Origin of the sequence: Williamsia muralis NBRC 105860 (genome assembly GCF_001598915.1) — a bacterium.
GTDB lineage: Bacteria > Actinomycetota > Actinomycetes > Mycobacteriales > Mycobacteriaceae > Williamsia > Williamsia muralis.
On the sequence record NZ_BDAP01000001.1, the window covers coordinates 1,326,163 to 1,341,091 of the forward strand.

Sequence of the window (14,929 nt, forward strand, 5' to 3'; positions counted from 1 at the left end):
TCGCCGTTACAGATACGATCGCAGCGTGAAGATGCCTTGGATGGTACGGGTTGGCCAGCGGACTAGGTGACTTCCTGGAGCCGACGGCGCAGTCGTTGACCGCGCAATGGCGATCGATCTTGGATCGCCGAGTGCCCGCGGCCGGCAAACGCCAGGACGACTTCGTTCCGTGTGAGGTGGTGCTCTGCCTCTGTGCGTCGTTGCTGGTCGATTACAACCGCTTCGGAAGCGGGTCGGCGCACCGAGCTGGATTTCCGGTCCAAGAGCTAGCGCGTTTGTTCAAACGGCCTCCCACCAGTGTCATCGCTAAGATGACGAATCTGGAGGGTACGAGGAGCCGCGGAGGCAAGTACGACCGGCGTGTCTCTGACGCTCTTCTGCCGGATCAGTATGCGATGCAGGACGTCTATCTGAAGATTATTCGAGCGGCGCGAAGCCTGGGGGTTGACGAGGCTGCTCTTCCAGATTTCCTAGAACTTGAAACGGGAGACGAGCTCTGGTTGCTCGGTCAGGAGGAACTCGATGACGCCGAGCTCGACCGCTCAGTGGCTCCTGAAGTCGAGAGGCTAGCTCGCAATAAACCAGAGCTATCGACCCAGGTGACGCAGCGGTTATTAATTGCTCGCGCGCGGATCGGACAGCATCGCTTTGCGCGGGGTGTGCTGACAAACCATTCAAATCGATGCGTGTTTTGCGGTCTAAGTGGGCACATCGGTGGTCTTCGACGGAAGCGCATGTTGACGGCGAGCCATATCAAACCCTGGCGAGACAGCGACAATAAGGAGCGCCTCGATACTCGAAATGGCTTGACGGCCTGTCCAACCCATGACGTCGCGTTCGACACTGGTCTTATCACTGTCGACGATGACCTGCGCATCCAGTACTCGAGCGGTGTGGAAGAGAACTTCGCCTCCGAACCACCATTGCGCGCTGCGCTCGGGAAGCCCCCGCTGTTCGACAAGCTCGTACTCCCGGTCTCCGCCGCACGGCCTGACTTTGCCTATCTGGATTGGCATCGAGAGCGTGTGTTTGTGAGATTGTGATTGAAACTCGTCAACGCCAACGCTCTTGTCCGAGCTGACCCACCTGACCACAGGGAACTTTGTTGATCCTGTGGCGGTGGTTCTCGGATGGAGCTACGCTCCGCGATAAAAGGGTCAGGTAGATGCATCGGACGACAGGCGCTACTGCCATTGGCCGATGCACTTGGATCCAAGAAAGTGGGGCGGGTTCAAGTGTCGTCATTTGGCTGGTTGGACAGTGACGAAAAGCATCGCGAGATGATGCTGGAGCTGGTACGCCTGTTCCAAGATGAGGGAAGCGTAGACGAGCTCGGTATCGGCGGCGTACGAGACGCGTTCGCGAACCGGTTCTTTCCCGCTACTTCCGTGCTTCATACGCGAGCGCGCTACCTGCTCTTCATCCCGTGGTTGCTCGAAGACGTGACGCGCCATGGATGGCCCGCAGAAAAAGTGAAGCGAGAGTTCCGAGATCAGGAGGTCAAGTTGATTCGCTCCCTGGTCAAAGGCGGCGAGAAGCAAGGAGTAATAGGACGGCAGGCAGGAAAAGATCTCAAGACTATGCCGAGTTCGGCGTACTGGGCGGCATTGCGCCAAATGAGGATCTGCCTGTGGGATACCACTATAGAAGGCTATCTGCGTCAGGCAACGTCGGGGATCCGAGGTAGTGCTTCGGATCGATCGACCGATGATGCCGCCGACGGCCACGCCAGAAACGCCGGCATTCATACGTCGCTCCCCGAGCGTCCGAGTGACTTGCTGAAGGACACGACGTTCGACCTCACCGCAGACGAAGCTGCCTTCTTGAAAGACCGGCTTATCGTTGCCCATCAGAAGACGGTTTACTCCTGGCTGGCGTTGAAGGGGACGTCGGCCGATGTGCTGTACATCTGGGAACACCCCCAGTTGTCCGATTTTCCATCGGAGATGCAAGCTGAAATCAAGCAGGCACGCCAGTTTCACTTCGCATTTCACGGCGCGGCAATTACGTACAACCTTCTGTTGGCCCGCTTGATCGACAACGAGAAGCTCGTTGACGAGTACACAGACGCTCTGGATTCTTGGGATGCGGACCCTGGGGTCATCGGTGCGTTAAACAGCTGGCACCCCGGCGAGTTCTGGCAGACAGCAAGGTCTTTGAATCCTCGAATTCCGCCGGCCACGGAACATTTCGTCAACAACTGGGTTGAGTTAGCAAAGTCGAACGAGCATCGTGGTGACAACGCCGCACGCTTGCTAGCCGAACGTGAACGACGGTTGAAGGGGAACAGGAGCAGGCTAGGTAATCCAGATGCCCTACAACGGTGGAGCGGTCGAGCTGGAATGGCACGGCTTGATTATCGGTGGTCTGTTGCGGCGAGCCACCTCAGGGACATCTATGAAGCAGTGGAGGTCTAGGTAGTGCTTGACCCCGAGACGCGTCATCTCTTGACAGATGCGCTCCGCCCGCCCGACGGTCATCGCGTCGACGTCGCGGTCGCAACAACTTACACATTGAACTTGGATTCACTACTACTGGCACCACTAGCGATGGCCGCGTACGCGCATACCTCGGAGAACGTGGAGAGTGTCAGCGCGTTGGCGCTCTTGGAATCCGTGCGGAGGTACGCGGCTAAGACGACCGTTTTCGTCCAGGCCGGAGGCATACACGTCCCCTCTCAATACCGGCGCCTGTCGGCGTTCGCTGAAGACTGTGTTGTCGAGGTCATCCCACCCACTGACCACGTTTTTCACCCCAAGGTATGGGCAGTCCGATTCGTGACCCCGGAGGGCGGGTACAGCCATCGTTTCGTTTGTCTGAGCCGCAACCTGACGATGGATCGTTCATGGGACACCGTGCTCATCCTCGACGAGAACCCGGACGCCACGAATCTGGTCGATGCTGCATCGCTTGGGGAATTCATCCGTGAATTGCTTACCATGGCGAATCCTGCCCGTGCTTTGAAGAGCGATCGCGCGAATCGAATTGTCAGTCTTGCCGACACGATCTCGCTTGCCAAGTTCGAGGCACCCAATCCTTTCACGCGGGGGGAGATCCATGTGTTCGGATCGTCGTCCGGGTCGTCGTGGCCACTGCCAGCGCGCGCGGACAGTCTAGTTGTCATATCGCCGTTCCTAGACGCTTCGACGGTTGCCCGGCTGCCCGTCACCGGGTCGTCAATGCTTGTATCCAGGGACGTGGCTTTCGATCGTATCGGCGCCGGTAGCTTGACTGGTGTTGAGTCCACGCACGTCCTCCAGCCGGGCTCGGATAGTCCTGACGATCCCGATGGAGCCGACGGTATGGGCGAATCCGGTACGCCTGGAAGACCGGGCGAGGTTCCGAAGGGTCTGCACGCAAAGGTCTTTGCCTGGGATACAGGGAAGACGGGTCACGTCCTGACTGGCTCTGCGAACTGTACGGGCGCGGCTTTCGGCGGAAACGTCGAACTTTCAGTTCTGCTCGAAGGGCCTAAGTCGCTTGTGGGCGCAGGCGTTCTTCTCGATGCCAAGTCGGGACTTAAGCGTGTTCTTCAGCCCTACAGCCCCAAGAATCAGGAACCTCTTGATGACTCGGCCTTTGCTCTCGAGAGGGAAATCGAGAAGCATCATGGCGAACTTGCTCTTTGCGGCCTCATTCTGCGGGTAGGCGCGGCAGACGCCAAATACTTGCTGTCGTTGAGTCTTCGTCACCCAGTCGCGCCGCTGGGTGACACGACCATCCGTCCAATTGCGGTGTCGAAATTTCGAGCGCTACCCTTGGACGGACTGCGGCCGAGTTGGACCGACCTTGGTCTGATCGCTTTGTCGCCTTATGTGGTAGTTGAGACGTGCTTGTCCAGAGACGGAGTCGACGTTACTAGGAGCTGTGTTCTGCAGGCGGAGCTGTTAGGTGCGCCGGATGATTTGAACGACCAGCTATTTCGAGAGATTCTCGCGCGCGGAGAAGACATATTGCGCTACTTGGCTCTATTGCTCGGTGACCCAAGCCTGGACAGCCTGATCGCTGCGTTCATGGAAGGCCAGACCGAAGGTAGCGCGAACAGCATTGGCGCACGTGGTTTCGATGACTTGATTCTGCTCGAGCCGCTCGTACGAGCCGCAGCCAGGTCAGATGGGGCGCTCGACCGCGTAAACGACGAACTTGAAGCGTTGAAAGACAATAAAGGGCAACTACCTCAACTGAGTAGTGAATTTTTCGACCTCTGGCGTGTGGTGTGGGAAGCGAGAAAGGTTCCCGACGGTGGATGAGCAACGTCCTGATCTCGGAGCTGAGCTGAGTGGATTGAAGGATTTTCAGCGCCGAACCGTCGAGCACGTTCATGCCCGCCTGTGGGATCCGAAAGACCCCGCGAGTCGCTTTCTTGTGGCCGATGAGGTCGGCCTCGGGAAGACGCTTGTAGCTAGAGGAGTGATTGCCAAGACGATCGACGATCTCTGGGACACCGTTCCCAGGATAGACATTGTCTACATCTGTTCGAACACTCAGATAGCCAGACAAAACCTTCCCAAGTTGCGCGTGGGTACCTCGGAGTCGATGGCACACGCTGACCGATTGACCATGCTTGCAACCGAACTCCGGAATATCAGCGGCCGCAAGCTGAACTTCGTCTCGTTCACGCCTGGAACCTCGTTTCAGGTAGGAACCTCCGGTGGCCGGGCGCCGGAGAGAGTCCTGCTGTACTGGCTCCTTCGCGAGGCTTGGGGCGGCGAGGTGAGCGCCAACGCCTGGTTGAAGTTCTTCCGTGGGGGCAGCGGGCTCGACCGCTTCACCGATCTGGTGCGGTGGTTCGATCGAGGTGACATCACCGAGGACCTCGCCGTTAAGTACGCAGCTCAGGTAGCGGGGGCGATAGGCCCTGGAGGCCAGCCGCTAGCAGGTGAGCTACGAGAGACGGTTGGTGAGTTCAAGTTTCACCGCTCTGATTGGGAGCCGCCGACTGCGCTATCCAAACGGCGTAACCGCTTAATAGGTCGGTTGCGGCAGTTATTGGCGCGCACAGCAGTCGAAGCTCTGCAACCAGATCTGGTTATTATGGACGAGTTCCAGAGATTCAAAGATTTGATGCATGGCCAGGATGAGGGCGCCGAGCTTGCTCATGCCTTGTTTGACCATGGAAAGGCCAAGCTGCTTCTGCTTTCTGCGACGCCGTACAAGATGTACACGCTTCCGGATGAACCCGAAGGCGACGACCACTACAAAGACTTCGTTGACACAATCGGATTCCTCGCTGGGACAAGCAAAGCGGCTGATATCGAGGCAGCGATGTCCAGCATGCGATCGAGTCTCTTTGCGGGGGAAGTAGATGCCGCGAAGGAAGCGAAACATGTAGCTGAGGCGGCTCTGCGGCGAGTAATGGTGCGCACCGAGCGGCTTGCATCAACCCCAGATCGCGATGGAATGATCTCCGAACTCGCCTTCGACGGAGTCGTCCTGCAGCCCGACGATGTACGAGACTATCGGCGCCTCGCCCGGACAAGCAAAGTTGTTTCCGGATTCGACCCGATGGAGTTTTGGCGTAGCGCTCCATACGTCCTTGAGTTGATGGAACAATACCAGCTAAAGAAGAAGCTCGAGGCCCATCCTGGTGCCGACGCTGAACTGATCGCAGCTGTTCGCGAGGCGGGGAATCTCCTGTCGTGGAACGATCTTTTGTCATATCAAAAGATCGATCCTGCGAACGCGAAGATGCGCGGCCTCGTGAAAGATGTGCTCGACCGAGGAGCCTGGAGATTGGTCTGGCTGCCGCCCGCGATGCCGTACTACACACTCGCAGGCGCGTACGACGATCCTCAACTGCGAACGTTTACTAAGCGACTGGTCTTCTCGGCATGGACTGTTGTGCCAAAGGCGATCAGTACGGTGTTGAGCTACGAGGCCGAACGCCGCTTGATGGAGACTTCGAATATCGCCGCGGCAAAGTCATACACGGTCCGTGCAAAACCGCTCCTCAACTTCGCGCGAAGTGACGGCCGACTGACCGGAATGCAGGTCTTGGGGATGCTGTATCCGTGTGTGACACTCGCGGAGATCGGTGATCCACTCGTGGTAGCGCGTGAGATGGAATTGGCGTTGCCATTGGAACGCGACCTCCTCGTCGGTGTTGTCTCGAAGCGTGTTCGTGCGGCGTTGGACGAGCTTCCCGCTGGTCCGGCGAGCGGGGCGACTGACGATCGGTGGTACTGGGCGGCCGGGATGTTGCTCGATAACCAACGCGATGACCTCGGCGAAACGGATGTCGATTCCTTCAACTACGGCCTCTACGAAACGGACGCCGATACCGAATCGCGGTTTGATGATCACGCGTCAAGCGCCAAAGTTTTTCGGCCGGAGGAACTTGGCCGAAGACCCGCCGATCTGGTTGAACTGCTGACTCGCCAAGCTATCGCCGGCTTCGGCATCTGTGCCCTGCGATCGCTGAGCAGGTTGGTCGGCGGCCCGACGATGATGCGAGACCGCGACGTTCGCGACGCAGCATCGTGTATGGCGTGGAGCTTGAGAGGCTTGTTCAACGGCCCAGAAGTGATGACGAATGTCCGCGCGCAGAGCATCAACGAAGAGTCCTACTGGCGGGAAGTTCTCAATCACTGCCTGGACGGTGGCTTGCAACCTGTGGTCGACGAGTATCTACACACTCTCACGACGACTTTCGGAGCGGCAAGCACATCCGTTGATGAAATGCTGAGGTCCGTGATCGAGGACTTCGACAGAGCGCTTTCCCTGCGAACCTCGGTGAATGACTTCAGTGAACTGACGATTTCCCACGACGAGTTTGCTCTGGTGAACCATAAAGGCTTGAGGTCTCATCTCGCGGTGAGATTCGGTCGTGGTGTCGCAGAAGATTCGACTGCTCAGCGCGAAGGTCTGGTACGCGCTGCCTTCAATTCGCCGTTCTGGCCTTTCGTGCTGGCCTCGACGTCAGTCGGTCAGGAGGGTTTGGACTTTCACCACTACAGCCACGCGGTCGTGCACTGGAACCTCCCGCGAAATCCCGTTGACTTGGAGCAGCGAGAAGGTCGCGTCCATCGATACAAGGGTCACGCGGTCAGAAAGAACGTTGCCGCCGCATATGGCTCACGCAGGGAGGTGGTCGATGCCGACAATCCCTGGGATGCGGCCTTCGATCTAGCGTCCAACGATCGTCCCGATGGTGAGTCGGAGATTTTTCCTTTCTGGGTGTTCCCAGATCCCGATGGGGCACACATTGAGCGCTATGTACCCGCTCTCCCCTTAAGCGGGGAAACACACCGAATTAAACGACTGATGCGGACCGTGGGCGCCTATCGCCTAGTCATAGGACAGCCGCGGCAAGAAGATTTGTTGAAGTACCTGGGCGAGCAGGCAGGCGAGCTGCTGGATGAGTTGAAAATCGACTTGTCGCCCGGCGCAGATTGATCTGTCACTACAGGGTATGTGACGTCCAGCGGTACGGCCTATTGGCGTGCGTGGGGCCGAAAATACGGTCGTTGTCACTGTCCTCGGTCATGATGCTTAGGTGAGTAGTGATGCGTACAGCGAACTGACCGTTGCGGTGGAAACTGCGAAATCTGGTGCTCTGCTCTCGGTCGTCACCGTCGTCGTACCAGGCGCAGCTGCTGGCCGCGACGTGATGAAGCATCTCGCACGGAGCGGAGGCCTTGCGAATACTCGCGTCTTCACGCTGAGTCAGGCAGTCGCGTTTCTTGCCGCACCAGTTTTGGCTCCTCGGGTTTCGCTGGACTACCCACTCCTCGAGGCGTCCGTCCAGAAAGTCCTCAGCGACGAGCCGGGGGTATTTGCGGACGTCGCTGACCAGCCGATCACTTCGCAGGCGATTGCCGGTGCGTCGCTCGCTTTGGCCGGGCACGCGAACCCGACGGCTAGCAATCCGACTCGGCTCGTCAACGACATGTTGCGGGTCCACCGGTTGGCGACCAGCACGCACGCGTCGACGTATTACCTCCCACATGAGGCGTACGCGGTGGCGAAAGAACGGCTGGACGAACTCGGAACGATCGTGGTGTTTCGACCCTGCGAGACCGATCCGGCTGCGCTCGAGGTACTACGAGCGATGCAGGCCCGCGGCGAGACGATCGATTCGAATGCACAAGTCACTGGCACTATGGTCGTCCACACCTCTGACGCCGACGACGAGGTGCGTGCCGTCAGCCGCATCGTGCGCAAGTACCTGTCTGCAGGCATCCCAGGGCACCGGATCGGTGTCTTCTACGGCGCGGAAGATCCCTACCTCCACCTGATCCATGAACACTTCACCAGCGGCGACATCGAGTTCGCCGGCCCCGATTGCCGATCCCTGATCGACCGACCCATCGCACGGTCGCTGCTGGCTCTGCTGCAACTCGATATCGACCTCATGCCCCGACGTGAATTGCTTGCGATTCTCGCCGAGCGTGCAGTTTTGCGCCCTGACGTCGACGACAACCCCATCTCGTACCGCAGGCTTGAGTTGCTAACGCGCCGGCACATACCCATTGTCGGTGGTGCTGATTGGGAGCGGCTCACGCAAATTGACCCGGCCGAGCCAAAGTACAGATCCGCACCGTCGCTCTACGCGTTCGTCCAATCGCTGCGGTCAGATCTCCGCTCGATCACATCCGCGGCTACCTGGGCCGAAGCCGCGGGCGCGCTCCGAAACCTCGTCGATTCTCGATTTGTCACCACGTCGTCGCTTGACACCGATTTCACTCAGGGCGACGCCGAGGCGATCACGCGAATCTGCTACGACCTGTACGCCATGGACGGGATCGCTCCACCGCCGACGGCGGCAGGACTGGTCGATGCTCTGACTGTCCGCATCAACGGCGAAAGGCGCACTGTCGGTCGTTCCGGCGCGGGAGTATCGATCGGACCGATCAGCGCCGGTGTCGGACGCGACCTCGACGTCTGCATCGTTGTCGGTGTCGCTGAAGGTATCGTGCCGGCGCGCCGCCGCGAGGATCCGCTCATTCCCGCAGAGCTCACTGGTCGCTCGCTTGCCGATGAGATCGCCGGCCAACAGCGGCAGCTGGTGCTGACCCTCGGCTCTGGCCGCCACGATCGGATAGTTTCGTTCCCGCGCGGCAGCTTGCGCGGTGGCGCGGAGAAGGTGCCATCTCGGTGGCTCCTCCCGACTATGGAAAAGCTGTCCGGTACCCCAATCAATGTCGTTGACTGGCAACGTCAAACCAAGAATGTCGATTCGATTGTCACGGTCGAGTCCTTCGACGTCGCGACCCAGAAGTTCGACCCACGCATTGGTACTGGCGCCGCCTCGCCTACGGAATGGCGGCTGCGCGCCTTGGCGGGTGTCCCAGCGCGAGAGCGCCGACTGACATTGGACGACCCAACCGTGCTCCAAGGAATGGAAATGCGGAGCGACCGACTCAACGGACGGTTCAGCAGATTCAACGGAAACCTATCGACGGTCAAAGACCTGGTGAAAGTGTTCAGCGAGCCGATTTCGCCGACAAGCCTCGAACAGTGGGTCGAGAGCCCGTACCGGTTCTTCGTGCGCAGTCTCCTCGGAGTAGATGCTCTCGATGATCCGGATGAGGTCGCGCAGCTTGACCCACTCACTCGGGGCAACCTGATTCACGCAACCCTTGAGCAGTACATACAGGCTGTCATCGATGGCAAGGACGCCACACTGGACCGGTTGCTGGGCATCGCCGACGAGGTACTCGACGAGGCGATCCTTGGCGCACCGGGCTGGCTGCCGCAACTGTGGCAGAAGGACCGCGCGATCATCCGCCGCGACATCGAGACCTGGTTCGACCACGACTCGACCGACCGCGCGGACGGCTGGACACCCGTTGGCGTGGAGCAGAGGTTCGGTCGGGAGGGCACCGCGACAGTTTTGATCGATCTAGGTTCGGGCACAGTGCGATTCACCGGCTCCATTGATCGCATCGACGGGCACCACGATGGACGATTCCGTGTCACCGACTACAAGACCGGACAGATGGCTTACTCCAGAGGGATCAGTGAAGCGGCACCCACCCAGGGCGGCAAGAAGTTCCAGCTCCCGGTGTACGGGCTCTTTGCTGCGACACTGGGAGAGCAAGTAAGTGCCCGCTACTGGTTCGCGACAAGCAAAGGAGGGTTCGGTCTCATCGAATACCCGATCACCGACGCTGTCTTGGACATCCTCCGCACCGATCTGACGTTGGTCCATGAGGCCGTAACCGCCGGATATTTCCCGCCACGAACAGCGGATACTTTCTGGGCTGATGCGCTCGTCGACCTGATCGGCAAGGCTGGCCTAGAACGAGCCTGGGTGAACCTCGGCCAAGCTCCGGAGATCGCCGACTACATTGCAAAGCACGGTGTCTGAGGTGAGTAACGGAAAAGACCTTGGCCTTATCGATGCAGCATCTCGTGAGCGCATCACAACCGATACCGCGACAACGCTGTTCGTTGAAGCGGGTGCCGGTAGCGGCAAAACCCACGCTCTCGTCCAACGCATCTGTCAGCTCGTGTTGCACGACGGCGTCGAACTTGACCACATCGCGGCCATTACTTTCACCGAGAAGGCCGCCGCAGAGCTGCGCGAGCGAGTTCGTGTCGAACTTTCCAAGCACGACACCCCGGCTGCCCGCACTGCACTGATGCAGGTCGATACCGCCGCGCTCGGCACCCTCCACGCGTTCGCGGCCCGCGTGGTCTCCGAGCATCCCCTCGAAGCTGGAGTCCCGCCGCGTATCTCCGTGGTCGACGCCATGGGGTCGCAGCTCTCGTTCGAACGTCGCTGGCGCCGGATGCGGTCTACGCTCTTCTCCGACGAAGCGAAGGCGCCACCCGGTTTGGCAGAAGCCATGCAGGTCGTGATCGGCGTCGGCGCATCGCTGGACCAGGTGCGAACCCTGGCTGACGCCCTCGACCGCAGCTGGGACAGGTTGCAGCCCAACGATTCGCCGCCGGTGGTCGCCGAACACGAGATCGACGAGATCCTGCGCGCCGCTGATGAAGTTGCTGCCCTGCGGGCAGAGTGCACTGACAAGTCGGACAAGCTGATCGTGCAGTTGGACAAAGTCGCCGTGTGGCGGTCAGAGATGGCCGCTGGGGCCGACAGCGGTGCCTGGTTGTCGCTGGTGGATAGCTGCCCAGGACCGGGACGCGGTGGGAAGAGTGCGTGCTGGGGCGGTAAGGACCGGTTGGCTGAGATCAAGGACGCCATCAGAGAACTGAAGGTGATTGCGGGCGAGGTACGCCTCGCGTACGCAGCGTCGGGACTTGCCGTCGTGGTTCATCACTTATCGCATGCAGTGATTGCGGAAGCACGCAAACGGCAACGCCAGGGGCAGCTCGCGTTCCACGATCTGCTAGTGCACGCCAGAGATGTGTTGTCTGATCCGGAAGTCCAGCAGGCGGTTCACGATCGATATCGTCGGATCCTGCTTGACGAGTTCCAAGATACTGACCCTCTGCAGCTGGAGATCGCCCGTCGAATCGTCGCCGGCCCCGACCAGACCGGCCGGCTGTTCACGGTCGGCGACCCCAAGCAGTCGATCTATCGATTCCGTCGCGCCGACATCGCCTCGTACATGGCGGCCAGTGACGCGACCGCGCCATCTGACGTCGTGCAGCTGACCACCAACTTCCGGTCCACCAAACCTGTTCTCGACTGGGTCAACTCGGTTTTCAGCGCGCTGGTGCAGAGTGCACATCACATCCAGCCGGCGTATGCGCCGCTGGATCCCGCACCAGGTCGTCCCGACTGGAAAGACTCACCGTGGGGGCCGCATCCGTTCGTATTCCTCAACGACGCTGTGCCTTCCGAAGACGAAGACGCGCTCTCGGAGTCGGAGATGATGCGAAGCCGAGAGGCCACCGACGTCGCTCGCATCATCGCCACCGCCACCGCCACCGAGCGTGGCTGGGAGAAAGAAACCTCGCATGACGGCGAGTTCAGCCACAGCCCTGTCGAGCTAAGCGATATTTGCATTCTCATCCCGTCGCGTGCGGTGCTGCCGCACCTGGAGAGGGCGCTAGATGCCGGAGGTGTTGAGTTTCGTTCTGAGGCGTCGTCGCTGGTGTACTCAACTCAAGAAGTGCACGACTTGCTGGTGACCGCGCGGGCTTTGTCGAACACGGCCGACGAAGCAGCTCTCGTCGCGGCGCTCCGTACGCCACTGTTCGGATGCGGTGACGACGATCTGCTGCGGTGGAAGTCTGCGGGTGGTCGGTGGAGTTGGTTCGGCGACCCACCCGAAGGGCTACGGGATTCGCCGGTCGCAGAAGCGCTCAACTACCTGCATGACAAGTACTTCGAGCTGGGGCGGCTCACCCCTGGCGCCCTCCTGAGTTTGCTCGCGACTGAACGGCGGGTCTTCGAAGTATCGATGGACTCACCGCGTCACCGCGACGTTTGGCGACGATTGCGGTTCGTGTTCGACCAAGCTCATGCCTGGTACGGCGAAGACGGCGGCAGCCTGCGTGACTACTTAGATTGGGCGCAAACGCAGCAAGAAGAGAACGCCCGCGTCGCCGAGGCGGTCCTGCCCGAGATCGGTGTGAATGCGGTGCGCATCATGACGATTCACGCAGCCAAGGGTCTGCAGTTCCCGATGGTCATCGTCGCCGGGATGAGTGGCGGATTCCGAACAAGCAAAGAGCCAGTCTTGTGGAACGACAGCGGCTTGCCGTCTGCGTATCTCTCCGCGGGGGTTCGAGGCCTCGAGTACGACGACCTTGCCACCGTCGAGACTCAGCACACTCTGGCTGAGCGCGTACGTCTGCTCTACGTCGCCTGCACTCGAGCGGAGAGCTTCCTCGCGGTGTCTGGATACCTAGGCAGGGGGCAGTGCTGGGGCCGGATTCTCGAACCTGCCCTGGCCGGGCTGCCCAAAACAATTCCAGACCTCGTTGACCCAGTTCGGGACGACGACGATCACCACGATCAGGGTGCCGAAATCGACACCTGGGAGCAATGGGAGGCTGAGACCGCGGGTGTCCACGCCACATCGTCGCTGCCGTCGTCGTTGTCCGTGACGGACATCGTCCATGAGAAGCGAGCGGAAGGAACGACGATCCTGCAGGGGTATCGAACCGCTGATCTCCTGACGCTGGCAGTGGGGGAGGAGAAGGTTCCGGCTGCGGTTGGCTCGACGGAAAGCGGTGCGGCTCTTGGGACTGCGCTGCACGCACTTCTCGAAACCGGTGGTCAGGCAGTGCAACTCGACGAGACGTTCGACGATAAGGCACGTGCCGCGGCTGCTCTGGCTGGTTTAGCTGATGCCGATCGCTTTGTCTTGCTGGCACGTTCGGCACTGACGTCCGGACCCGTTCGGCGCGCCGCGGAGCGCGAACACTGGCAGGAGATGCCGCTGGGCGGCGTTGCGCCCGGCAGCGACATCGTCGTTGAGGGTATCGCCGACCTTGTTTACCGCGAAGACGATGGGTCACTGGTGATTGTTGACTACAAGACCGATGTTGGGGTGTCACGGGAGACGCTCGAGCAGTACTGGGCGCAGTTAGCGATCTATGCTGATCTGCTCCGTGGCGCCACCGGCGAGACGGTGTCATCGGCGGTTCTGATCTTTTGTCGACCAGACGAAGCGGTCGTGTTGCAGCGGCAGTTGCGCTAATGGCCGAAGCCAGAGCGGGTGTGACTCGTGATGGTTTGTCGATCAGACCTTTCGAACATCAGCCGCGGGAGGATCGTGCCCTGTCGCCGGCGCAGTTCCGTGAGAGTCGAGCTAGTAGGTCGTTCTGGATCATCCTGCGGAAAATGATCCGTCCTCTGAGCCATAACACTTCGCCTCCTAGGGTGAATTTCTTGAATTAGTTGAATAGGCTGCTTCGCGAGGTTGCCTGCCGTTTCCCCTGGTCTCTGCAGACGGCCCCGGCGGCGTGTGTCTGGCGACGCAGCTTCGACAGTCGTTGGACTCAGTCTGCGAGAGCTGTCGTTCGTCCACACTGTTTGTGGCACCGTCGGCGGACCGCTCTTTCTTGCGCGGAGCTCCCATACAGTTGCGGCTGGCGGTACTCAAGCCGCTCGACGCGGAAGGACGAACAGCTCAGGTTGAGCGCGAACTCGTTGCCGCGGAGTGTTGAGGACCCAGCGAGGATCTCACACACTGTCCTACCCTTACTGCCGAGTATTCAAAGTGGGCAGTCGTTCCTGCAACATGTCGAGCTGCCCGCGAATTGTGTCGAGGTTGTTGGTGGGAGAAAGCGAGTGGAGTCTGACCTGCGCGGCCGTCGCGACCGCGTCGTCTAAACCGCCCTCGAAGACTCCAAGACGAGACCACGCCTCGCGGGCGGCCGAGTTATTCGGCGTGCCGGTTCCAGTGAACTCAGGTTCTATCGAACGCCCGAGCGCGGCGAGGTCGTCGGCCAGCCCGAGTTCGCGTTCGACATCGTCGGAGACACATGACAGCCAATACCTGACTGCTTCGGATTTCGTCGTGGCACCAACTTCGTTGAACACGCTCGCTTTCATCCGGCAGCTGGACAATCGCCGAGACCACCCATCCTCGATTGCGGTGCCTACTTTGACTGCTTCAGGTGCAGCTGGCAGAGATACCCCCGATTGCCTGTTGGCAACGTGTCGTTTGTGCAATGTCCAGAAGATGACTGCGCCCGCCAAGTATGCGAGTGAGCCGCCCGCCTTGTCGCCGAGCCCCTCGCCGCCGAACGGCATTGTGACTGCGCCTACGCTGCAGAAGATTGCTAGCGCGATTCGCCAGTGAACCTTCATGAACGCTTTGAATGCCTTCCAGGCTTGGTTGCCCCGTCCGGGGCTGTTCTGAGGCGAGCTGAGCCAAGCGGGTTGTGACATCGGTGAAACTCCAGGTAGCGGTTGTGGTTTGGGACTGATTGTAGGCGGCACGAGTTGGTTGGCGTCTGGGTCTGTGCTGATCACAGTTGAGTACAAGGCTGACCACGGCACGCCAATCGACAACGGCTCGACGTACAACAGTCCGGGACTCTCGATGTCAGGACGAGA

Annotated in this window: 7 protein-coding genes; 6 read left to right on the forward strand and 1 reads right to left on the reverse strand. The window is 60.0% G+C overall.

Translation table 11 applies throughout. The features are described 5' to 3' along the window. The first annotated feature begins 50 nt into the window (after positions 1–50). From WIMU1_RS06350 to WIMU1_RS06375, 6 genes are all read left to right on the forward strand, one after another. A complete protein-coding gene (locus WIMU1_RS06350; protein ID WP_062795550.1) occupies positions 51–1,043 on the forward strand; it encodes an HNH endonuclease in 993 nt (330 codons plus the stop codon). A gap of 87 nt (positions 1,044–1,130) precedes the next feature. Beyond that, positions 1,131–2,417, forward strand: a complete 1,287-nt coding sequence (locus WIMU1_RS06355) for a DUF6361 family protein (protein WP_255283866.1) — start codon at positions 1,131–1,133, stop codon at positions 2,415–2,417. Between the two features lie 3 nt (positions 2,418–2,420). Beyond that, the gene (locus tag WIMU1_RS06360; RefSeq protein ID WP_147431410.1) at positions 2,421–4,250 is read left to right on the forward strand and encodes a phospholipase D family protein; all 1,830 of its coding nucleotides are present in this window, start codon (positions 2,421–2,423) and stop codon (positions 4,248–4,250) included. Then, complete coding sequence (locus WIMU1_RS06365; protein WP_062795553.1) at positions 4,243–7,395, forward strand: DEAD/DEAH box helicase; 3,153 nt, start codon at positions 4,243–4,245, stop codon at positions 7,393–7,395. The genes WIMU1_RS06360 and WIMU1_RS06365 overlap by 8 nt, the downstream gene beginning before the upstream one ends. A gap of 100 nt (positions 7,396–7,495) precedes the next feature. Further along, positions 7,496–10,312, forward strand: coding sequence for a PD-(D/E)XK nuclease family protein (locus tag WIMU1_RS06370; protein WP_062795554.1), 2,817 nt, complete (start codon positions 7,496–7,498; stop codon positions 10,310–10,312). Position 10,313: 1 nt separating this feature from the next. Further along, positions 10,314–13,565, forward strand: a complete 3,252-nt coding sequence (locus WIMU1_RS06375; protein ID WP_062795555.1) for a UvrD-helicase domain-containing protein — start codon at positions 10,314–10,316, stop codon at positions 13,563–13,565. A 503-nt stretch (positions 13,566–14,068) separates the two neighbouring features. On the opposite strand, the gene WIMU1_RS26520 is transcribed toward WIMU1_RS06375, so the two are convergent. After that, positions 14,069–14,761, reverse strand: a complete 693-nt coding sequence (locus WIMU1_RS26520) for a hypothetical protein (protein WP_157366788.1) — start codon at positions 14,759–14,761, stop codon at positions 14,069–14,071. Positions 14,762–14,929: the final 168 nt, after the last annotated feature.